The sequence below is a fragment of the Dokdonia sp. Asnod1-B02 genome (assembly GCF_045063955.1).
Classification (GTDB): domain Bacteria; phylum Bacteroidota; class Bacteroidia; order Flavobacteriales; family Flavobacteriaceae; genus Dokdonia.
This window is the reverse complement of the sequence record NZ_JBEFNW010000002.1, coordinates 2,610,515-2,634,871: the sequence shown is the minus strand read 5'-3', so window position 1 is coordinate 2,634,871 and position 24,357 is coordinate 2,610,515. Positions and strand designations below refer to the sequence as shown.

The 24,357-nt window shown below is 36.1% G+C and carries 11 protein-coding genes; 4 read left to right on the top strand and 7 right to left on the bottom strand.

Features of this window, described 5'->3' with window-relative positions; all coding sequences use genetic code 11:
• Positions 1 to 234: 234 nt before the first annotated feature.
• From ACJJVU_RS11870 to ACJJVU_RS11845, 6 genes are all read right to left on the bottom strand, one after another.
• The gene (locus ACJJVU_RS11870; RefSeq protein WP_405225693.1) at positions 235 to 1,002 is read right to left on the bottom strand and encodes a hypothetical protein; all 768 of its coding nucleotides are present in this window, start codon (positions 1,000 to 1,002) and stop codon (positions 235 to 237) included.
• Positions 1,003 to 1,593: 591 nt separating this feature from the next.
• Positions 1,594 to 2,412 carry a tetratricopeptide repeat protein gene (locus tag ACJJVU_RS11865; protein WP_405225690.1) on the bottom strand — a complete coding sequence of 273 codons (819 nt, stop codon included), beginning with the start codon at positions 2,410 to 2,412 and terminating at the stop codon, positions 1,594 to 1,596.
• A gap of 623 nt (positions 2,413 to 3,035) precedes the next feature.
• On the bottom strand, positions 3,036 to 3,731 hold the full coding sequence (locus tag ACJJVU_RS11860) for a class I SAM-dependent methyltransferase (protein WP_405225687.1): 696 nt from the start codon (positions 3,729 to 3,731) through the stop codon (positions 3,036 to 3,038).
• 1 nt (position 3,732) lies between these two features.
• Positions 3,733 to 4,320 (bottom strand): hypothetical protein, encoded by a 588-nt coding sequence (locus ACJJVU_RS11855; protein ID WP_405225684.1) that lies wholly within the window; start codon positions 4,318 to 4,320, stop codon positions 3,733 to 3,735.
• Between the two features lie 712 nt (positions 4,321 to 5,032).
• Complete coding sequence (locus ACJJVU_RS11850; RefSeq protein ID WP_405225681.1) at positions 5,033 to 5,413, bottom strand: hypothetical protein; 381 nt, start codon at positions 5,411 to 5,413, stop codon at positions 5,033 to 5,035.
• 7 nt (positions 5,414 to 5,420) lie between these two features.
• Positions 5,421 to 6,620: an alanine dehydrogenase gene (locus ACJJVU_RS11845; protein ID WP_013749615.1), complete on the bottom strand. Its 1,200-nt coding sequence runs from the start codon at positions 6,618 to 6,620 to the stop codon at positions 5,421 to 5,423.
• Positions 6,621 to 7,334: 714 nt separating this feature from the next.
• Here ACJJVU_RS11845 and ACJJVU_RS11840 point away from each other — a divergent pair.
• Together ACJJVU_RS11840 and ACJJVU_RS11835 are read left to right on the top strand one after the other, a co-directional pair.
• Positions 7,335 to 8,699 (top strand): pyridoxal-phosphate dependent enzyme, encoded by a 1,365-nt coding sequence (locus tag ACJJVU_RS11840; RefSeq protein ID WP_405225678.1) that lies wholly within the window; start codon positions 7,335 to 7,337, stop codon positions 8,697 to 8,699.
• Between the two features lie 141 nt (positions 8,700 to 8,840).
• Positions 8,841 to 10,115: a DUF2851 family protein gene (locus ACJJVU_RS11835; RefSeq protein ID WP_405225675.1), complete on the top strand. Its 1,275-nt coding sequence runs from the start codon at positions 8,841 to 8,843 to the stop codon at positions 10,113 to 10,115.
• Between the two features lie 272 nt (positions 10,116 to 10,387).
• On the opposite strand, the gene ACJJVU_RS11830 is transcribed toward ACJJVU_RS11835, so the two are convergent.
• Positions 10,388 to 11,980, bottom strand: a complete 1,593-nt coding sequence (locus ACJJVU_RS11830; protein WP_298325510.1) for a peptide chain release factor 3 — start codon at positions 11,978 to 11,980, stop codon at positions 10,388 to 10,390.
• 558 nt (positions 11,981 to 12,538) lie between these two features.
• Between ACJJVU_RS11830 and ACJJVU_RS11825 the strand changes: the two genes are divergently transcribed.
• Together ACJJVU_RS11825 and ACJJVU_RS11820 are read left to right on the top strand one after the other, a co-directional pair.
• Complete coding sequence (locus ACJJVU_RS11825) at positions 12,539 to 20,863, top strand: Ig-like domain-containing protein (RefSeq protein WP_405225671.1); 8,325 nt, start codon at positions 12,539 to 12,541, stop codon at positions 20,861 to 20,863.
• Positions 20,864 to 20,912: 49 nt separating this feature from the next.
• The gene (locus tag ACJJVU_RS11820) at positions 20,913 to 24,329 is read left to right on the top strand and encodes a beta strand repeat-containing protein (RefSeq protein ID WP_405225669.1); all 3,417 of its coding nucleotides are present in this window, start codon (positions 20,913 to 20,915) and stop codon (positions 24,327 to 24,329) included.
• Positions 24,330 to 24,357 lie beyond the last annotated feature (28 nt).

Sequence of the window (24,357 nt, the reverse complement as noted above, 5' to 3'; positions counted from 1 at the left end):
AAGTGGAGCCATACGACGGCGGGAATTTGCAAGTATGCTACTGCCTTGGATGTGGCTTATCTTGAGATGAAAAACATGTCCTTTGGCAATCAGCCGCCACGTGGATGTATAAAGTTTTGTTGCGTTGATTTAGCGTAAAGTTAATAAATATTTACCAAATTAAAAGTGTGCGAGAATTTTCCAAAATAAGCAAAATACAGCAATAAAGTTTATACGGTGTTGTACACAGTTTTTTTATATTAGTATAGCTTGATTATTGTCCTTATTTATTCTGTTCCATTCATTGAAGCAACGTTTAAGGTTTTCATTTTCATTTTTTTCCAACCATTTGACAAATGCTTTTTTTTCTCTTTTAGGTAAATCTTCGCCTTTTTCAATTGTTATAATGGATAGTTTTTCTTTAAAATTCAGTTCGTTCCAATGACTTAATTTTGGCATAAATATTTTGCCAATATTCTTAAGACTATTTTTTTTATGAATTTCAAAATGTGCTTCTCCGTGTTCATTTCTACCAGCTCCACCAGTACTTCCTCCACGTATGAAAATATTTATTGAGAGTAATTCAGATAATTTATTCATCCTCTCAAAGTTATCTTTCAGATGATAAGTTTTTCCATTTTCATCTGTAATAGAATATTCTAATTCGATACTAAATCCTTTTAAGTCGGAAGAAATCAAATTCAAAAATTCCTCTTCGTCATTGAATGTGTATTCGACCAACCAAGTTCCAATTGGGTAATTTTTATAAGATTCAGGGATTGAACTCTTATTGTTTTCAGAAATTAGAAAAGAATTAGATAATTTATAACTTTTAAACGATTCCTCACTATGGCTTTTTGTTAAAGGAATATTCAGTTTTTTATCAAAATCATCTTTGTATTCTTTTATAGTTTCTTTAGAGAATTTTATTTTGAAAAAACCAAGTTCGTTATGATAACGTTCAATTTCTTTTTCAGGAATTAATATTGCTCCTAAAACTCTATTTCCTTGATTTTTATTCATTTATGATTGATTTCGTAAATTGTGTACAACAGGCCACTGCATAAAGCGAGTGCGGCATTTTGCTGATTTGCTTTAGTTTGTGGTCTTGTTTGTTTGATCTAAATATACAATGAATTTTGGAGTTGTGCGCCGCGCATAGAGCTTTCAAAAATGTCGTATTCGCGTTATGTAATAGTTGTGGCTGGTTGCAACCACGTCTCGAGCTTTCTATAATTTAGATGCAAGCCCTAGGCATTTTTGAGTAGTGGCCTGTGGCGGCTGATTGGTAGGGTGGGAGCTTTAAAATCCTAGCGGATTTACTCTAACTTGATCTATACCCAACTCTTCGATATTTCAACGACTTTAGATGTATTCTGATTTTGAAGTGGAGCCATACGACGGCGGGAATTTGCAAGTATGCTACTGCCTTGGATGTGGCTTATCTTGAGATGAAAAACATGTCCTTTGGCAATCAGCCGCCACGGTCTAGTGTATGATTTCGTTGCGTGTTTAAGCACTAAAGTTAGCAAATAAATCACAGATAGAAAGTCCGCGAGGACTTTCGTAAGTAGGCTAAAACTAGCAATGAATTATACACGGTGTTAGGCCTCGTTATTTTTCGTTCAACTTAAATCTGTTAATCGTTTTGTCTATATCAATCGCACCATATTTTCTAGCTGTATCCATATCCTCTTTTGCCTTTATTCTATTTCCTTTCGTTAAGTAAATCAACCCTCTAGTTCTATATGCTTCCGCGAAATTATATTTTAACTCAATTGATTTATTGACATACTTAAGAGCTTTGTTCAGAGAGTTTATCATTAAGAAATTCATTCCGATATGATGATTAACTCGAAAGTTATCCTTAAAATAACTTTTGACTTTTAAATGAAGGATTAAGGCTTTTATATTTTTTTTCTTTTTTAAGTAACTAAAGGCCAAACAAGCTTTAATTTCATTAATCTGCAGTTTTTCTTTCAATGCAATTTTGAAGTTTTTAATTGCTAAATTATGCTCATTTAATTCTTGGTGAGAAATTGCTTTAGGGAAATACGCATAGTATGCATTTTTATCTCTTTTAATTATTTCGTCAGCAAACCAAATGGATTCATAAAACTTTTTTTTGTGAAAATAATTACAGCTTAAAATATAGTGAGTCAAGTTCAATTCTAATTCAGAGAGTTCGTTTTCGTTTAATGATTTAATTATTGAATTTGATTCCTCCGTCTTTTTAGCCGAACAATAAAACAATGCTTTCATAATCAAAAGGAAAGAAACATCAGGTAAGAATTGAATGGCTTTGTCAATTTCTTTTGTTGCTTGATTTGGTTTGTCAGATTCCCAGCTTTTAAAAGCTTTTTCAGTTTGGTCAAAGCAATATGCTCTTATATCTTCTTTAATTAAGCTGTTTTCTAAAACTTGATTTGCCAACTTTTTGAATATGGAATTGTTTATTAGCAATATGATTGGTTTTAATGAGGCCTAACAGGCCACTGCATAAAGCGAGTGCGGCATTTTGCTGATTTGCTTTAGTTTGTGGTCTTGTTTGTTTGATCTAAATATACAATGAATTTTGGAGTTGTGCGCCGCGCATAGAGCTTTCAAAAATGTCGTATTCGCGTTATGTAATAGTTGTGGCTGGTTGCAACCACGTCTCGAGCTTTCTATAATTTAGATGCAAGCCCTAGGCATTTTTGAGTAGTGGCCTGTGGCGGCTGATTGGTAGGGTGGGAGCTTTAAAATCCTAGCGGATTTACTCTAACTTGATCTATACCCAACTCTTCGATATTTCAACGACTTTAGATGTATTCTGATTTTGAAGTGGAGCCATACGACGGCGGGAATTTGCAAGTATGCTACTGCCTTGGATGTGGCTTATCTTGAGATGAAAAACATGTCCTTTGGCAATCAGCCGCCACGTGTTTGTATATGGTTTGTTGCGTGGTTTAAGCAACTAATTTAGTAAATAATTACCGACCAAGAAAGTCCGCGAGGACTTTCGTAAGTAGGCGAGAAGCCAGCAATAAATTATATACGGTGTTGTGTGCAGTTTTTTATTTCTCTAACTCAAAAAACATAAAACGAGGATACCACATTTTATCAATTGGACTTTTTAATTCTTGCATATCATTTACTTTCATATTGTTTTGTGAAAATAAATTTAAGTAAAAATTTATTGGTCTATGAAAATGAGTTGTTTTAAAACCTGAAAATGTTGTGTTCGTTGTTTTATAAGTTTTCGTTATTTTTTGTTCTTTTAAATAATTAAAATCGGATTCATTAGCATAATCCCAGTATATAGGCCAAAAACTAGGATGGGTAATGGTAATTAAAATTTTTCCACCAATTCTCAGGTTTTTACAAATTTCAGTAAAATTCACTAATATATTCTCAGTGTCCATTAACGACATATTAGCAACAATTAAATCAAAAGGCTTTTCAAATTCAGCTTTATCTATAGATTTGTCAATAAAGTTTAAAAAGTTATTTTTAAAATATTTTTTAGCTAATTCAATAGAGTATTTACTTATATCAAGACCTGTTGTATGGATATTAAGTTTTGAAATTTCATAAGTAAGTTCTCCAGTACCACATCCAAAATCTAGAATTGATGAAATATGTTTAATGTTAGATTTGATGTTGTTAATTATAATAGGTAGAAGAACCGTGTTATAGCTTATATCATTTCCTGCAATACGGTCTAATAACCTTTCTTTTGCAATATTGTTCCATTCGTCAGTTGTATTCATTCTAATTTAAGGACTTTATAATATTAACTAAATCTTCAGCTAAATAATATTCGATTGTATCTTTTGTTGTAAATTCTGTAATAATGTGATTATGATTATCATCTTTTCTTCCAATAGCTACCTTAGAACTATTAGTTGAATAATTAATAAAAGTGAACCTAGATTTCGGTATGAAATTTAAATTTTCATAAGTGTATATTTCTGCACCTTCATTTTTTAATAAGGTTGAAAGTTCATTAATCTTAGGCTGACAAATAATTAAGTCATTTGATTGTGCTTTTTTAATAAGTTGATTCTTCATTGTAGGATTATCAACCCAACTCATATCTCTTGTGAAGATTACAATTCGACCTCTTTTCTTTATCCAACTTCCCATATAATCATTAATTTCCTTTTCAGTCTTATATTTTTTTGGGCCAGAGAATAATTCGATAAAAAAATAGATTGAACAAATTAGAACGCTTAGAGAAATAAATATTTTTTGGGTTAAAGTAGTCTCAAAATTCTCAAGTTCAATAAAAGGATATAGGAAAACTAATATACCTAATAGAGCGGCTAAGTTTCCTGTAATTCTAAGTGTTTTATTCATTTCTCATTTTTAATTTATTACGATTTCTCTTAAATTGCACACAACAGGCCACTGCATAAAGCGAGTGCGGCATTTTGCTGGATAGCCTGTATTTATTTGTTTATTAATTGATTGTCTAAATATACAGTTATTTGTGGTTCTGTCGCCGCGCGTGGAGCTTTCAAAAATGTCTCATTCGCTTTATGCTGTAGTTGTGGCTGGTTGCAACAACGTTTCGCTCTTTCTATGCTTTAGATGTATTCTCTAGACATTTTTGAGTAGTGGCCTGTGGACGGCTGATTGGTAGGGTGGGAGCTTTAAAATCCTAGCGGATTTCCTCCTGATTCGATTCATACTCAACCCTTCGATATTTCAACGACTTTTGAGGTGTTCTGATTTTGAAGTGGAGCCATACGATGGCGGGAATTTCCAAGCATACTACTGCCTGGGATGTGGCTTATCTTGAGATGAAAAACATGTCCTTTGGCAATCAGCCGTCCACGTTTGTATAAACGCAAGTTATTACATATTAGTCATATATCATACCCATACTAGGTGTATAAACGAATGTTTTTACTTAATCCTAGCAATCTCGATTTTCAGCGTATAAACGCATGTTTTTCAATTGTACACGTTTGTAAACAACTATTAAAGGATTTGTAATAGGTCGTAATAATCTACCACGAGACTTGGTTGTGTGATATCACATTTTCGCGAAAGCGTAATGAAGAAACTAGTTGGTTATTTTGGTAAGGGACTTGATGCTCACTGCTTCTTTACAGTTATCTAGTTCCATCATGAGATCGTTTCCTGCTTCGTCTTGTCCTGTGATTACAAAATAACCACATGGCTCGCGGCGAGGTACACTCTCTCCAAAATCTACATCCCCTAGTTTTAATAAACGGTTTATAGTGACCGTATCTAGTTGCATAGCGGCAAGTGACTGTGTTGCTTCTGGGGTGAGCTTGTAAGGTTTTACACGCAGGTTTTTAAGCACACGCTCTTGCGGGAAGTAAGCACAACTGGTTTTTTTACCGCTAAAAAAGAAAGCAAGTAAAATAAGCCCAATGGAAAAGCCACCGAGGTAATATCCTATACGTTTAAGAATGTGCATTGCGTTACTAGAAGATCAAAAGGTTGATGTCTCGGTAAGAAAGGTCAAACCAATCTGCTACCGATTTTTTGGTTAAAATACCGTGGTAAAAATACAATCCATTTTTTAATCCGCGGTCGTAGCGTAGCTTATTTTCTATACCACCTTCCTCTGCAATGTCAAGTAGGTAAGGAGTAAAAATATTACTGAGAGATACAGATGCCGTGCGGGCAAATCTTGCAGGAATATTAGGTACGCAATAGTGAGTTACGCCATGTTTTTTATACGTTGGTTTATCATGCGTAGTAACTTCTGAGGTTTCAAAACAACCTCCCATATCGATACTTACATCTATAATGACAGCGCCGTTTTTCATCCCTTCTACCATGCGCTCGCTCACTATGACCGGTGCGCGGTTTGCACCTCGCACAGCTCCTATCACAACGTCACAACGTTTGAGGGCTTTTACAAGATTCTTAGGCTGAAGGGTAGAGGTATATAATGGTCTACCTACATTAGTCTGTATGCAGCGTAGTTTTGTGATAGAGTTATCAAAAATCTTCACATTTGCTCCTAGTCCGATAGCAGATCGCGCGGCAAACTCGCCTACGGTGCCTGCTCCTATAATCACAATTTCTGCTGGTGGTACGCCGCTTATGTTGCCTAGCAGCATACCTGTGCCCGTTTCTGGGCTAGACATAATCTCTGCCGCCATTTGTACGGCTGCGGTACCTGCAATTTCAGAAAGTGTGCGCACGGCAGGGTAGGTGCCGTCCTCGTCTTTTATAAATTCAAAAGCGAGTGCAGTGATGCGCTTGCTAGCGAGTTTTTCAAAATATTGTTTCTTCTGGGTTTTGATCTGTAAGGCAGAGATGAGCACCGTTTGCGGGTTCATCATCTCTATTTCTTCTAGGGAAGGCGGTTCTACCTTAAGAATCATAGGGCAAGAAAACACTTTGGCAGTGTCTTGCGTGATTTCTGCGCCGTTTTCTGAGTAGTCCTTATCTGTGTAGCGAGCGCCTTTTCCAGCTTTAGACTCCACCATCACGCGGTGTCCATTTGCAGTAAGTGCTCCCACAGCATCGGGCGTTAAGCACACCCTGCGTTCTTGAAAGTGTGTCTCACGCGGAATCCCAATAAAGAGCTCTCCTCGTTTCTTTTCGACCTCAAGACATTCCTCTTGAGGAAGCAACATTTCTCTAGTAAAAGGTGAGCTATTGGTTTCCATGTGTGTTTGTATGCGATTACCCAAAAGTAAGGAATAATTTAAAATATAGACTAGATATAAATCAAGACACAGCTGTAGTGTGGATTACAGTATTGAAGTAGTACAGCGTGGTATAATTATTAGTGAATTTGTTAACCCTACGCTATAGCTATGTGTCTAATAAAACTATTTTTTTAAAATTCGATTCATCATTTTAATTGGCCTAAGCAAGTTTCTTGCATCCGACGAGTGAGGTACGAATGAGAGGAATGCACAAAAATGATGTGAGCTTGAGGTCAAGCAAATTAGCTACAGCTGAGTATATGGTTTAAACTATAAGTTCATATCGATAAAGAAAATATTTATTTAATAAGATGATGCTTTTAATTTGTGCTTAAGCGAGGGAAATTTTTAGTAAAGTTTGATTAAGCCTAGCTTTTTCTTGTATCCGACGAGTGAGGTACGATTGAGAGGAATACACACGTTTTTTTTAGCGATGAAAAAAATGAACAATTTTTATAAAATTTGGTAGATTATAATTTCGTTGATTTAATGCGCTGTAGTTCTCTAATCTCCCAAGTTTTAATAGTAGATAAATAATAATGCAGTTATGCTTCTTAAAGTAAATGGGAGACAGCTTTCGCGAAAGCGTAAAAAACCGCATTGCCAATAATCTGTAAAGGCATTCTCGCATCTGTCTTGTAAAAAGTATCTTTGCACCCACAAAAGAAGATTATGAAATACGCTGAAAATATATTAGGAACGATAGGGGACACTCCTATGGTAAAAATGAACGCACTTGTAAAAGACCTTCCTTGTCTTGTGCTAGCAAAATATGAAACTTTTAATCCTGGAAATTCTGTAAAAGACCGTATGGCATTACAGATGGTAGAAGATGCAGAGGCTGCAGGGATTCTTAAACCTGGAGGGACTATTATAGAAGGTACCTCTGGTAATACGGGAATGGGTCTTGCCCTTGCTGCTATTATTAAAGGGTATAAAATGATCTGTGTAATATCAGACAAGCAGTCTAAAGAGAAAATGGATATCTTGCGTGCCGTAGGTAGTGAGGTGGTAGTGTGTCCTACAAACGTAGAGCCAGATGATCCAAGATCTTATTACTCTACATCAAAAAGACTTGCCGAAGAAACACCAAATAGCTGGTACGTAAACCAGTATGATAATCCTTCTAACTGTAAGGCACACTTTAATAGTACAGGACCAGAAATCTGGGATCAAACAGATGGAAAGGTAACGCACTTTGTGGTAGGAGTAGGAACAGGAGGTACCATCTCTGGGGTAGGAAGCTATCTTAAAATGAAAAACCCAAATGTAAAAGTATGGGGAATTGATACGTATGGATCTGTATTTAAAAAATATAAAGAGACAGGTATTTTTGACGAGAATGAGATTTACCCATACATCACTGAGGGAATAGGGGAAGATATATTACCACTTAATGTAAACTTTAGCATCATCGATGGATTTACAAAGGTGACAGATAAGGATGCTGCAGTATACACAAGACGCCTTGCCAAAGAGGAAGGGATGTTCTTAGGAAATTCGGCTGGATCTGCAATTAAGGGGTTGTTACAACTCAATGAGGAAGGAAAATTTGGTCCAGATGATGTCGTTGTAGTACTCTTCCACGATCATGGAAGCCGTTACGTAGGTAAGATGTTTAATGACGACTGGATGCGTGAGCGTGGTTTCTTAGACCAAGAATATAAAGTAGCAAGCGATTTAATCCAGAATCATATAGATAAACCACTTGTGACTGTAAAGACAGAGGAGCTTGTGTCACACGCTATAGAACGCATGCGTGATTATAAAATCTCACAAATCCCTGTAGAAGATGTGACAGGTATTGTAGGTTCTGTAGATGAGGGTGACCTTTTTAGAGCATATATGGAGAACAACGAGGTGGCAGATTTACCTATCAAGGAGGTAATGGGAGCAGCATATCCTATTGTGCAGAAAAATGCAACCGTAGCAGAGGTGTCAAAGCTTATCTCAAAAGAGAATAATGCCGTCTTAGTAGATCTAGGAGAGGGTAAACATCATATTATTACAAAGCATGATATTATTAATGCGATGTAATTAAATAGTACTTTTCACAAAAAAACGCGGGACGTAGTCTCGCGTTTTTTTGTGCGCTATTGTAATGTTATTTTCATTTGTAAGCAGCGTATTTTGTTAGTAATCAGAAAGATGTATTTTAGCTTTGAGAAATAAGCTTATATGCAAGAAGACTTTTTACATTACTTATGGAAATTTAAGAAGTACGCTTTCGCGAAAGCAGAAACAACCACAGGATTACCCATTACATTAATCAACGTAGGACAACATAATCATCTAGCCGGGCCAGACTTTTTTAATACTACACTTGTGATAGGTGATCAAAAGTGGGCTGGAAACGTAGAAATACACTTAAAATCTTCAGATTGGTATGCGCATAATCATGAGATAGATGCTGCTTATGACAATGTGATTCTACATGTAGTGTGGGAGCATGACGTAGAGATTTACAGAAAAGACAACACTGCCATCCCAACCTTAGTCCTCAAAAATCTAGTTGCTGAAAAATCATTGCATAATTATAAGGAGCTCTTTAATAATCAGTCACAACAATGGATTAATTGTGAGAATAGCATAAGAGAGGTGCCAGAGATGATACAAAGCAACTGGCTGGAACTTCTCTATTTTGAACGCTTAACGCGAAAAACGGAGCACATCACACCTATTCTTAATAAGGTAAACGGTGACTGGGAAGCGGCGCTTTTTGTGTTGCTAATGCGGAGTTTTGGCACTAAAGTAAATGCAAATGCCTTTCAGTCCATCGCCGAAAAACTTGACTTTTCCATCGTGCGTAAATGCGCTCAAGAACCCTTTAGGCTAGAAGCATTATTATTAGGCATGGGCGGGTTATTACCAGAAAACACCATAGACTCATACCCGATGCAATTACAAGGAGAGTTTGAGTTTATTTCTCATAAATTTCAGATAGTTAGCGATGGTTTATTGCCGGTACAATTTTATAAACTAAGGCCAGATAATTTTCCAACAATACGACTGTCACAAGTGGCGCAGCTCTATCATAAACACCTGAATTTGTTCCAAAAACTGATGTCTGCATGTACTATCGCTGAGTTATACGCCCTGCTTGATGTTAAAGCTTCTCCGTATTGGGATACACACTATTCTTTTGGGAAAGACCAGAAAAAACGTGCTAAGAAGCTATCGTCTTCATTTATAGATATTATCATCATAAATGCAATTATACCACTACGATTTTCTTATAATCAATACCTAGGGAAAGATGAGAGTGAGGTGTTGCTGTCTATGATGCACGCCATCAAACCCGAAAGCAATAGTATTATCAAAAAATATAACAGCATAAGAGATCGAGCAAAGAATGCTCAAGAAACCCAAGCGTTATTAGAATTAAAAGCCAACTACTGTGATCTCAATAAATGCCTGTCATGTGCTGTAGGTAATTATTTGATTAAGCATTAACATATAAATTTCGTTTAAGAAACCTAAAAAGGTGTGCTCATTAAAATGAATACACCTTTTTTTAAAATAACTATACTCTACTAGAAATTATGAGTATTTGTAATGTCTATACAAAATTTATTTACTATAAGTTTAATTAATTGTTATTGGGCAAAAATAAACTTGTTTTAAGCCATTATTCGAATTTTGCGATGCAACTAATTGTCTTCTGTTGAAAGATGCTCTTAAACGTCTTTAAATTAGTTTTCGCTAAAAATCCAGTTTTAAAACCCTTAGTCTTTAAATTCACTTACATAGTGCATTTTTACAGATGGATACTTCTGTTGCGTCATCTGTAATGTAAAAGGAGAATCTGCTAGAAAAACGAGTTGGCCTCTTTTGTCTTTTGCCATAAAACGTTGCTTTACTCGTAAGAATTCTTTGAACTCTTCGCTTTTTGGATCTTCAGGATCTACCCAGCAAGCTTTTGATACACTCAAAGGTTCGTAGGTACACTTAGCTCCATATTCATGCTCAAGACGGTATTGTATTACTTCATATTGTAATGCTCCCACCGTACCTATTACTTTACGACCGTTAAGCTCTAGCGTGAATAATTGTGCCACTCCTTCATCCATAAGTTGGTCAATACCTTTTGCAAGCTGTTTAGACTTCATTGGGTCTGCATTATTGATATACCTAAAGTGCTCAGGAGAGAACGCAGGTATTCCTTTGTAATGAAGCTCTTCACCAGAAGTAAGTGTGTCACCTATTTTAAAGTTACCTGTATCGTGTAGTCCCACAATATCACCTGGATATGAGATATCTACAATCTCCTTGCGCTCTGCAAAAAATGCGTTAGGACTAGAAAACTTAAGGTTTTTTTTGTGTCTTACGTGTAAATATGGCTTGTTACGCTCAAAAACACCAGAGACTATTTTTATGAATGCAAGCCTGTCTCTGTGCTTAGGATCCATGTTTGCGTGAATCTTAAATACAAAACCAGAAAAGTCTTTTTCGTCAGGTTGTACTAGACGTTCTTCACTCTTTTTTGGACGTGGTGGTGGAGCTATTTTTACAAAACAATCTAATAATTCTCTTACTCCAAAATTATTTAAAGCAGAACCAAAAAATACAGGTTGTTGCTTTCCATCAAGATAATCCTGCTGATTAAAAGCTGGATACACTCCTTGTACTAGCTCTATCTCTTCTCTAAGATTATCGGCAGCTTTAGGGCCTACGAGCTTATCAAGTACTTCATCTTGAAGGTTTGAGATTTTGATAGTTTCCTCGATATTTTTTCTACTATCTCCACTAAAGAGGTTAACATTTTTCTCCCAAAGGTTGTAAATTCCTTTAAAGTCATATCCCATACCAATAGGGAAACTTAAAGGAGTAACAGATAGGTGTAATTTTTCTTCAATTTCATCTAGTAATTCAAAAGCGTCTTTACCCTCACGATCCAGTTTGTTTACAAAAACAATCATTGGGATGTTGCGCATTCTACATACTTCCACGAGTTTTTCTGTCTGTGGCTCCACGCCTTTTGCAACATCTACTACCACGATAACACTATCTACAGCAGTTAATGTTCTAAACGTATCTTCGGCAAAATCCTTGTGACCAGGAGTATCAAGGATGTTTATTTTAATCCCATTATATTCAAAAGCAAGAACAGAAGTGGCTACAGAAATACCACGCTGGCGTTCTATTTCCATAAAGTCACTCGTCGCTCCTTTTTTAATTTTATTAGATTTTACAGCCCCAGCTTCTTGAATTGCTCCACCAAAAAGGAGTAATTTTTCAGTAAGTGTTGTCTTTCCTGCATCTGGGTGAGATACAATTCCAAACGTTCGGCGACGGGCTATTTCTTTTTTAAAACTCATAGAATTCACTAATATTTTAGAATGTAAAGATACTATATAGTGTTAAAGAAAAAGAGGTGAATTTTAAAGCTATTTAGATAGCTATTTTGCTAATATTTAGGTTGGAATTGTGCGCTTTCGCGAAAGCGGACTCATTTTTGAAAAACCTAATTATTTAGCTACTTTCGTTAAGACATTTTGTCTAAAATGTTAGATATTGTGTAGTTTGTCGATGATAATAAGTAGCATAACTAATAGTTCAAAAAGGTAATCTACAGATGTAATAATCGCTTTATATTTGAGCACCCAACTAATTGATTTTACCTAATTTATCACATTTTAACAACGATGTGTGGATTAGTGGTTTTGATATATTGGGTTTTTTTGTGTCTGACTATTTTTTGAAGATGCATTGCCAGAGAATCAAAAATGAATATTTTGAATTATTCATTTTAAAATAAAAGTAGCAATGTGCTACTTCTAAAGTGAATGATGAGTGACTATATCTTGTGAGTTCTAATACATACTCATCTGGTATAGATTAAAATAAATTATAAGGTTTTTATAAAATAGTAATATATGAAACTAAATTACTTAGGAGATTTAAATAGATTAAATAGCGACTCTATGTTTAGAGTGGTTGTTTTATTTGTATTTATACTCTTGTCTAATCAAATGTTTGCTTCCACAGCTTCAACTGTTGAGACACTTGTAGATGATGCCGATACCTTAACAGGTTGGAACTTTGCTTGTGGAGAAAACAAGACTGTTGATGAGTACGGTGCAAATGCAAATGGAAAAACATCTACAGATGTTGTACTTCCTAATTCGGGAAATATTTATCAATACGTAGTTGAGATTGTTTACAAGGGTGGTAATCCAGGGAATACAATTCAGATTAAAGATAATAATAACGTTGCGCACACATTAAATAGGTTTGCTGTTTCTGGTTCAAGTAGTAATATTTGGGTTTACAGAGCAACTGTGACAGGTAGTGCATCGAGTATCAATTATACAAATACTTTAAATAGAAATAATTTACAATCTATTGTTGTTTACGCTTTTAGAAATACGGTAGACGCATTTGCAAATTCTGGGGTGTTTACAAATTTAAGTGGATATAACAATAAGGTGCAGTTTACAATTGATATTCCTTCTTTTTCAGAACCTAGAGATTTATTTGTTGAAACTCCAATTTCAGAAATTACTACAGATGGAAGGTATTTATTACTAAGAGCTGAAGCTGGCGGAGTTTCTGAAGAAATTATAATTACTGGTCCAGATAGTTCATTACCTGGAGGGACTTGTTGTTTAATAATGCCAACATTGACATTATTAGATGTCCCTGGTAATGTTACTCAAGTTACCATTACTGTTGATTCAAGGCATAATCAAAATGGTCAAAATGTAAATGGTCAATCGTGGATTATCGCAGGAGGGGTGAATGTGGATGCAGATTGTACTCCATCAATAGATCCTTGTAATGCGCAGGTGTCTGGTAACTTAGATAGTGATGGTGATGGTATAAGTGATCTTTGTGATCTAGATGATGATAACGACGGTATATTAGATACAGATGAGTGTGTAAATGCTGCATCTGCAATATCGCCTTTGAATTTAGACTTTAGCAATGGAGTGTTTACAGATAGTGGTGCTAGTAGTGAGGTAGGTGATAAAATGAGGTATGTAAACGCTGGGACTTTCGAGGGTACACCTTTTGATTTAGAACTAGTAGTTGTTTCTAACCCTAATCCGCTTACCCTGGATATAGCTATTAATAATCCTATTTCTACAATATATCTGACAGGAGCAAATGTTGGCGCTCTTGCTGGTTTACAGATGAATTTTTATCAATCTGGAACTAACACGTTGCTGCCAATGCCTTTAGATGTGACTTGGATGGATGTGGACGGTATTCCAACTTCTAGTGAGGAGGTTATATTGAATACTACAGATGTACAGTTTTATCAATTATCAACATCTTCTGGTCTCTCAATAACTAATTCTGGCGGAAAAATTAGAGCTAGAGGGGTAGAGGTTAATACAGAGAATACTGATGCAAATACACAAGATGCATGGTGGAGAACTAGATTCTTAACAACATCAAGCATTAATTTTGAATTAAGAAAACGTTTAGGAACTCCAGGTTACAACTTTGATGTTGAGCCTTTAACTAGTGCTGCTGCATTAGTACCTGTAACCGCTCCAGCCTCAGGTTGTAATAATGATATTGACAATGATGGTATTATTAACGCTCTAGATCTAGATAGTGATAATGATGGATGTCCCGACTTTGTAGAGGGTAATGGTTCTTTCTTGAGTAGTGATGGTTTAGCAGCAAGTGGAACTTTATCAGACGGTAATAATGATAGTGTAACAAATAACTTAGGTGTTATAGTTGACGAGAATGCGAATAGTGCTACTTATGGTGTTCCTTTAGTGGCTAATGCTGGTCAATTAAAAGGTTTTAGTCAAGATAAAACACAAAACCAGTGTGCGACTATCCTTGCAGATGATGATACAAGAACCGTGTTCTTTAATCTTCCTTTGAATATAGATGTCGTTGCAAATGATGACTATGGTGATAATGGAGCTTCTTTAACGGAGCCTATAATAGTTACTGTAAATCCTGCACACGGAGTTGTTGAAATTAACGATAATAATACGCCAGGTGACTTATCTGATGATACAATCATATATACACCAAATCAAGATTACTCAGGATTTGATGAGTTCAAATATAAAATTGTAGATGTAAATGGTAATGAAAGTGAAGCAACTGTTTTTCTTTCTGTATCAGATGTATTTATAGTCCCTCCAGGGGAAAGAGGTTGTGATTGTGCGCCTTTTTATGAAAATTCAAATTTTGCAAATCCTGTACTGATTTCGGGTGTTGCGTTATCTGAAGGGGCCAAATATAGATTTTCAAACATTTTTCCAAATAATGCAAATGGAGTAGTTCTTGATGCGATTGTAGAAATTGTAGCTTTTAACAATGGAGCGACACTTCTTGATATTGATGTTGCAAATCAAGGTCTTCCTAGAGCATTCCAACCTAAAATAAACAGTACAAACAATGGTGATCAGAGTGTGAAGTTTGATATATCATTTGTTGCCTCTGGTACAATGACGCCTGTAAATATTTCTTTCTTCGGTAGTCCTTTTGATATTGATGGAGATAGTGTAATTACAAGGGAATATGCGGAGTTGAGTCTTCCAGATTCATACTACACCTCAGGAGATACGCTCATTGAGATTATTGATACAGGGGATGGAATTAGAGGAACTGCTGTGAACCCTTTAACTGCTCCTGGTGGAGATATTTCTGAAGATCCTAGGTTTACTTTTAGTAACTATTGGGAAGGGAAGAGTAAGTTATCATATACTATAGGTAAGCAAAACGGTAATTTTGATAGATTTTATGCGTTTGTGTTTGATAATGCAGAATATTTAAATCCTAGATCTACAATTCTTTCAGCTCCAGTTATCTGTGGTAACGTATCTGATGAAGGTGGGGATCCACTTTCTAATGTGGAAGTTGATATTATTGGTTCTGACGGAAGTAATAAAACGGTAGCAACAGATATAAATGGTAACTATAGATATGCAACTTCGATTCCTTCTGCTTTAGTTGATGTAACCTATACAGTTATTGAGAATGATAACTCAGGATATGTTTCAATATCTGATGTAGATGGAGCAAATGACAACAGAATAACTCGTGTTATAAACTTGATGTCTACATGTGGAAATAATTTTGTAGATGATGGTAGGCCTAATGCTGTAAATGATGAAACAGTAGCTTTACCTTTGGAAACAATTAATGTTAGTGTATTAGTTAATGATATTTTTGGTCCGGATCTAGCTGCTAGTGGACCAATTACAATTATTACTCAGCCTACTTTAGGAACTGCTGTTGTTAATACAAACGGAACAACAAATGATCCAACTGATGATTTTATAGAGTTTACTGCGCCACTAGTAAACACTTCTGTTATACAATTTGAATATCAAATTTGTGATAGCGATAACGATTGTGATAGTGCTATTGTTTCAGTAAATATTGGGGCTCTTATCAATACAACTGCGGTTGATGATATTGAGAATACTTTTGTAAATACACCTGTAGATGGTAATGTATTAACTAATGATTTTGATGCTCAAGGAGATGCTCAAACAGTTACTTCGTCTAATGTGACATCTACTCAAGGTGTTGTTGTGAATATAGCACCAGATGGTTCTTATTCATATAACCCTCCAGCTGACTATGTAGGTTCAGATGCCTTTACTTATACAGTTTGTGATAATGGTAATCCACAAGCGTGTGATACTGCAACTGTATACGTTGAAGTGGTTCCTACAACAAGTAAGAATGATCCGCCAGTAGCAAATGCTGATACTGGAGTAACAGAAATCAACACGCCTATTGAAGGAAGTGTACTTTCTAATGACTTTGATCCGGACGGAGATCCAATAACGGTAACTGCAAATACAAATCCATCTAATGGAGTATTAGTAATCAATCCTGATGGAACTTTTGAATACACGCCAAATACTGATTTCGTAGGAGAGGATACATTTACATATACTATATGTGATAATGCTACTCCAGCTGAATGTGATACAGCAACGGTGATTATTCAAGTGATTCCTGATTTTGCAAACATTACAGTAGCAAATGATGATGCTTACCTTGGTTCAATTGATACCGATGTATTAGGAAATGTATTGGATAACGATACGGATCCAGAAGGAGATGCTCAAACAGCATCTTTAGCAACTGCTCCATCAAACGGAAGTGTTGTTTTAAATTCAGATGGAACTTTCACTTACACACCTGATTCAGGTTATACTGGACCAGATGAGTTTACTTACACAGTAACTGACGCTCAAGGAGCTACAGACACTGCTACGGTTTCATTAGTAATAGCACCTGTTAGTAATACAACAACAGCTATAGATGATATCAATGATACGTTTGTAAATACTGCTGTAACTGGTAACGTATTAACGAATGATGATGATGCAGAAGGAGATACACAAACAGTAAGTTCAAATACAGAACCTGCTAGTGGAACACTCGTGATTAATCCTGATGGAACTTACGAATACACACCAAATACTGATTTTGTAGGAGAGGATACTTTTACGTACACAGTTTGTGATGATGGTAATCCACAAGCTTGTGATACTGCTATTGTTTACTTAGAAGTATTGCCAGAACCTACAAGTAAGAATGATCCACCAGTGGCAAATGCTGATACTGGAGTAACAGAAATCAACACACCTATTGAAGGAAGTGTACTTTCTAATGACTTTGATCCAGACGGAGATCCAATAACGGTGACTGCAAATACAGATCCATCTAATGGAGTATTAGTAATCAATCCTGATGGAACGTTCGAGTACACACCAAACACTGATTTCGTAGGAGAGGATACATTTACATATACTATATGTGATAATGCTACTCCAGCTGAATGTGATACTGCAACAGTGACTATTCAAGTGATCCCTGATACTGCAAACATTACAGTAGCAAATGATGATGCTTACCTTGGTTCAATTGATACAGATATCTTAGGAAATGTATTGGATAACGATACGGATCCAGAAGGAGATGCTCAAACAGCATCTTTAGCAACTGCTCCATCAAACGGAAGTGTTGTTTTAAATTCAGATGGAACTTTCACTTACACACCTGATTCTGGTTATACTGGACCAGATGAGTTTACTTACACAGTAACTGACGCTCAAGGAGCGACAGACACTGCTACGGTTTCATTAGTAATAGCGCCTATTAGTAATACAACAACAGCTATAGATGATATTAATGATACGTTTATAAATACCGCTGTAACTGGTAATGTATTAACGAATGATGATGATGCAGAAGGAGATACACAAACAGTAAGTTCAAATACAGAACCTGCTAGTGGAACACTCGTGATTAATCCTGATGGCACTTACGAATACACACCAAACACTGATTTTGTAGGAGAGGATATCTTTACATACACAGTGTGTGATGATGGTAATCCACAAGCTTGTGATACTGCTGTTGTTTACTTAGAAGTATTGCCAGAGCCTACAAGTAAAAATGATCCGCCAGTAGCAAATGCTGATACTGGAGTAACAGAAATCAACACACCTATTGAAGGAAGTGTACTTTCTAATGACTTTGATCCAGACGGAGATCCAATAACAGTGACTGCAAATACAGATCCATCTAATGGAGTATTAGTAATCAATCCTGATGGAACGTTCGAGTACACACCAAATACTGATTTCGTAGGAGAGGATACATTTACATATACTATATGTGATAATGCTACTCCAGCTGAATGTGATACTGCAACAGTGACTATTCAAGTGATTCCTGATACTGCAAACATCACAGTGGCAAATGATGATGCTTACCTTGGTTCAATTGATACCGATGTATTAGGAAATGTATTGGATAACGATACGGATCCAGAAGGAGATGCTCAAACAGCATCTTTAGCAACTGCTCCATCAAACGGAAGTGTTGTTTTAAATTCAGATGGAACTTTCACTTACACACCTGATTCTGGTTATACTGGACCAGATGAGTTTACTTACACAGTAACTGACGCTCAAGGAGCGACAGATACTGCTACGGTTTCATTAGTAATAGCGCCTGTTAGTAATACAACAACAGCTATAGATGATATCAATGATACGTTTGTAAATACTGCTGTAACTGGTAACGTATTAACGAATGATGATGATGCAGAAGGAGATACACAAACAGTAAGTTCAAATTCAGATCCATCTAATGGAGTATTAGTAATGAATCCTGATGGAACTTACGAGTATACACCAAATACTGATTTTGTTGGAGAGGATACTTTTACGTACACAGTGTGTGATAATGGTAATCCACAAGCTTGTGATACTGCTATTGTTTACTTAGAAGTATTGCCAGAACCTACAAGTAAGAATGATCCGCCAGTAGCAAATGCTGATACTGGAGTAACAGAAATCAACACACCTATTGAAGGAAGTGTACTTTCTAATGACTTTGATCCAGACGGAGATCCAATAACGGTGACTGCAAATTCAGATCCATCTAATGGAGTATTAGTAATGAATCCTGATGGAACGTTCGAGTACACGCCAAACACTGATTTCGTAGGAGAGGATACATTTACATATACTATATGTGATAATGCTACTCCAGCTGAATGTGATACTGCAACTGTGACTATTCAAGTGATTCCTGATACTGCAAACATCACAGTGGCAAATGATGATGCTTACCTTGGTTCAATTGATACCGATGTATTAGGAAATGTATTGGATAACGATACGGATCCAGAAGGAGATGCTCAAACAGCATCTTTAGCAACTGCTCCATCAAACGGAAGTGTTGTTTTAAATTCAGATGGAACTTTCACTTACACACCTGATTCTGGTTATACTGGACCAGATGAGTTTACTTACACAGTAACTGACGCTCAAGGAGCGACAGACACTGCTACGGTTTCATTAGTAATAGCGCCTATTAGTAATACAACAACAGCTATAGATGATATCAATGATACGTTTATAAATACCGCTGTAACTGGTAATGTATTAACGAATGATGATGATGCAGAAGGAGATACACAAACAGTAAGTTCAAATACAGAGCCTGCTAGTGGAACACTCGTGATTAATCCTGATGGCACTTATGAGTACACGCCAAATACTGATTTCGTAGGAGAGGATACCTTTACATACACAGTGTGTGATGATGGTAATCCACAAGCTTGTGATACTGCTATTGTTTACTTAGAAGTGTTACCAATAAGCGGACCTGATAATGAGGCACCTATTGCTAATGCGGATTCAGGTATTACAGAGGTTAATACACCGTTGACAGGAAATGTTTTGCCTAATGATTATGATCCAGATGGAGATCCACTTACTGTTACTGGAAATACAGAGCCAGCTAACGGATTGGTATTAGTAGTGCCTAACGGATCATTTGTTTATACACCTAATACTGATTTTGTTGGTGAGGATACATTTACATATACTATATGTGATAATGCTACTCCAGCTGAATGTGATACAGCAACAGTTACTATTCAAGTAATTCCTGATACTAAAAACATTACAGTAGCAAATGATGATGCTTATAATGGGGTTTCAAATACTGATATTCTAGGAGATGTTTTAGATAATGATACAGATCCTGAGGGAGATGCTCAGACAACATTGTTAGTATCTGATCCTACAAATGGAACAGTAATTTTAGATGATGATGGTACTTTTACATATACGCCTAATTTGGACTATATAGGTCCAGATTCCTTTATATATCAGGTGACGGATACTCAAGGTGCAACTGATACTGCAACTGTATATCTTACAGTAGGCATGCAATTAATTCCAGATTACGGGCCAACATTGTTTACTGGAGTTACTACTATTGTAGGTAATACTGGAGTTATTGATTTTAGAGTGCTAGTGGCTGAATTTGCAGGTCAAAATTCTAATGGTATTACACCAGTTGAACTTAGGATAGTCAAAAGTGATGATTTATTAATAACATTTGACCCTACAGCTGTGTTGGTTAACGGCTTTCCTGTGTCAAACACCGATTGGTTGTTTGATAATTCTAGTCCTACGCTTTATAAATTCATATATATTGGGAATAACGGTATCTTTCCAGCAAATAGCGCGTCAATGATTGGTTTAAATGCTGTTTATTTACCACTTATTAGTACAGAAGGAGAGTTTCCTTTACAAGTTACAGTCAAATTCAACTCTGGAGGTGAAACTAATAATTCTAATAATAATGATGTGGATTATGTTGAATTCGATAACGACATACTTGATGATGATGATGATGACGATGATGATGACGATGATGATGACGATGATGATGATTAATATATTTACTTTAAAGAATTTACAATCTCAACAACCTTAAATACCTGCAATGAAAAAAATTCTACTTCCACTTATTTTTACCTTCCTATGTTCGCTAGTAGCATATGGTCAGACCGTTACAGTTACTGGAGCAAATATTACTCCAGATCCTCTTGATGGTATATCCTTAAATGGAGAGGGTATAGGTACATTTACTTTTACAGAAAATGATGGTGTAGCTGCTCCTGCTTCAGCATTTGGAATGCCCAATGTTACAATTAGTATTAGTTTACAATATGTAGAATTAACTGATGCTGATGTGGCGGGGATAACAGGAACTGTGCTTTCTTATTTTACAGTTAGTTATGACGCTGGGAATAATGTTCTAGTTTTTCAACAATCATCTGAAATTCCTGCTAATTTTTCAGGAAATATTTCTATGCCTTTAACTGTCACTCAAAACTCAACTGAGAATCAGAGTTTTAATGGATTTAACGTGAATATAGCAGCAATTGATGGTCCAACTGATGCTCCTGGAAGTACAGCATTCTTTACACATACTAGAGGTGTTTTAGCAGATGTAGATATAACTGATACCTCTTTTCCTGGGGACACTTTGGATCTATCTGTGTCAGATGCTGATTTGAATGAAGATCCTTCAGTTGCAGAAACTGTCAACGTGATTGTGAAAAATGATATTACAGGTGAATCAGAGGTGATTATACTAACAGAGACAGGTCCAAATACAGGTGTATTTACAGGAACTGTCGATACTATATATGGAGTATCTGCGGGTGCTAATAATGATGGACTAATTAACACCCAAGTTGGTGATACAGTTACTATTTTCTATAATGATCAATTAGATGAGAACGGAACACTAACGGTACTGACAGATATTGATAATGTATTGGGTGGAATAACTGGAATAGTAGATATAACTGATACATCAATTCCTGGTGATACTTTAGATGTGGTTGTTACAGATGGAGATCTCAATGAAAACCCTTCAGTAGCTGAAACTTTGAATGTTGTTGTTGTAAACGAAGAGACTGGTGAATCTGAAGTTGTGACTTTAACTGAAACCGGACCTGACACAGGTATTTTTGCAGGTACAGTTGATACTATTTATGGTGTAGTTGCTGGAGTAGATAATGACGGTGTATTTAATACACAAGCAGGTGATTCGGTAACTGTTACTTATGACGATGAGCTTGATGAAGTTGGGAGCAATCCAGGACCAATCACAGATACAGATCTAGTTCTTGGTGGAGTTACTGGTGAAGTTACTATAACAGATACTTCAATTCCAGGGGACACTTTAGATGTTGTTGTGACTGATAATGATTTGAATCTAGATGTCAATATTATAGATACAATTGATGTGGTTGTTGTAAACGATCAGACTGGTGAATCTGAAGTTGTGACTTTAACGGAAACCGGACCTGACACAGGTGTTTTTGCTGGTACAGTTGATACTGTATTTGGTGAGATGGCTGGTACAAATGATGATGGAACATTGAACACTCAAGCTGGAAATACTGTAACCGTAACATACGACGACGAGCTTGATAATACAGGTGATAATCCTGCTCCTGTAACAGATACTGATAATGTTATTGGTGGAGTAACTGGTGAAGTAACTATTACTGAAACTTCAATACCAGGAGACACGCTGGACATCTTTGTAACTGATAACGATTTAAATCTAGACATTACTAGTGTTGACACAATCGATGTCGTTGTTATTAACGATCAAACTGGTGAAACAGAAACAATCACTTTGACAGAGACAGGAGTTGATACAGGTGTGTTTGAAGGAACTGTTGATACCGTATTTGGTGATAACGCTGGTACAGATAACGATGGGATTTTCAACACTCAAGCTGGAGATACTGTAACGGTAACTTATGATGATGAGTTAGATACTTTAGGTAATGATCCAACAGCTGTTTCAGATACAGACACCGTAATCGGAGGAGTAACAGGTAAGGTTGAAATAACAGAAACGTCAATACCAGGAGATACATTGAATATTATTGTAACTGATAATGATTTGAATCTAGACATTACTAGTGTTGACACAATTGATGTTGTTGTTATAAACAATCAAACTGGTGAAACAGAAACAATCACTTTGACAGAGACAGGAGTGGATACAGGTGTGTTTGAAGGAACTGTTGATACCGTATTTGGTGATATAGCCGGTACAGATAACGACGGAATTTTCAACACTCAAGCTGGTGATACTGTAACTGTAACTTATGATGATGAATTAGATAGCAATGGTAATAATCCAGATCCAATTACTGATACCGATAATGTACTAGGAGGGGTTACTGGAGTTGTAGATATTACTGATACATCAGTTCCAGGAGATACATTAGATATATCTGTTACTGATAATGATTTGAATGAAGATATTACTGCAATCGAAACTATAGAAGTTATTGTTATTAATGATAATACTGGAGAGTCGGAAATAATTACTTTAACTGAAACAGGTGCTGACACAGGTGTATTTGAAGGTACTGTAGAAACAGTGTCAGGTATAATTGCTGGCACAGACAATGACGGAATGTTTAATACACAAGCTGGTGATACTGTAACGGTAACTTATGATGATGTATTAGACGTGACAGGAAGTAATCCTACTCCTGTTTCAGATGTGGATACAGTACTTGGTGGTGTGACTGGAACTGTCGATATTACAGATCTTTCAATTCCAGGAGATACTTTAGATATTATTGTTACGGACAATGATTTAAATCAAGACCCTTCAGTAGTAGAAGTTATAGATGTAGTTGTTGAAAATGATATTACTGGTGAATCTGAAACTATAACATTAACAGAAACTGGTCCTGATACCGGAATTTTTACGGGTACTGTAGATACGGAGTACGGCGTAATAGCTGGTACTGACAATGATGGTATATTCAATACCCAGTCTGGCGATACAGTTACTGTAACATATGATGATGAGTTTGATGCAATAGGTGCTGATCCGGATGCTATAACAGATACAAATACGGTAGGTAATTTACCAGATTTTGGTCCAGTGATTTTCACAGGTACAACAACTGTTGCAGGTGATTCTGGTAATGTTGACTTTAGAGTTTTTGTAGCTGAATATAATGATAGACAATCTAATGGTACTGATGCTGTCGAGTTGAGAATACCTAAAAACTCTGCATTTATTCTTACCTATGATTCAAGCCTTACAACACTAAATGGAGCACCAGTTAGTAATGCTGATTGGATATTTGATGACTCTAGTCCAGTATTATATAAATTTATTTATGTAGGTAATGGAGGTGTTTTTGAAGGTCTGACGGCATCTATAGTTGGTATTAATGCTGTTTATAATCCATCACCAAATACGAACGGTATATTCCCGATTCAGGCAACTGTTCGCTATTTTTCTGGCGGAGAGGTTAATAATTCAAATAATGATGATTTTGATTACATAGAGTATAACAATAACTAGTAGTTAAAAGTATCCTTATTATTTACGT

Excerpts from the sequence above, each read along its gene's own strand:
- ACJJVU_RS11845 (WP_013749615.1), bottom strand. The coding sequence starts at position 6,620 with ATGGAAACCAATAGCTCACCTTTTACTAGAGAAATGTTGCTTCCTCAA.
- ACJJVU_RS11820 (WP_405225669.1), top strand. The coding sequence starts at position 20,913 with ATGAAAAAAATTCTACTTCCACTTATTTTTACCTTCCTATGTTCGCTA.
- ACJJVU_RS11830 (WP_298325510.1), bottom strand. The coding sequence starts at position 11,980 with ATGAGTTTTAAAAAAGAAATAGCCCGTCGCCGAACGTTTGGAATTGTA.
- ACJJVU_RS11870 (WP_405225693.1), bottom strand. The coding sequence starts at position 1,002 with ATGAATAAAAATCAAGGAAATAGAGTTTTAGGAGCAATATTAATTCCT.
- ACJJVU_RS11855 (WP_405225684.1), bottom strand. The coding sequence starts at position 4,320 with ATGAATAAAACACTTAGAATTACAGGAAACTTAGCCGCTCTATTAGGT.
- ACJJVU_RS11850 (WP_405225681.1), bottom strand. The coding sequence starts at position 5,413 with ATGCACATTCTTAAACGTATAGGATATTACCTCGGTGGCTTTTCCATT.
- ACJJVU_RS11840 (WP_405225678.1), top strand. The coding sequence starts at position 7,335 with ATGAAATACGCTGAAAATATATTAGGAACGATAGGGGACACTCCTATG.
- ACJJVU_RS11825 (WP_405225671.1), top strand. The coding sequence starts at position 12,539 with ATGAAACTAAATTACTTAGGAGATTTAAATAGATTAAATAGCGACTCT.
- ACJJVU_RS11835 (WP_405225675.1), top strand. The coding sequence starts at position 8,841 with ATGCAAGAAGACTTTTTACATTACTTATGGAAATTTAAGAAGTACGCT.
- ACJJVU_RS11860 (WP_405225687.1), bottom strand. The coding sequence starts at position 3,731 with ATGAATACAACTGACGAATGGAACAATATTGCAAAAGAAAGGTTATTA.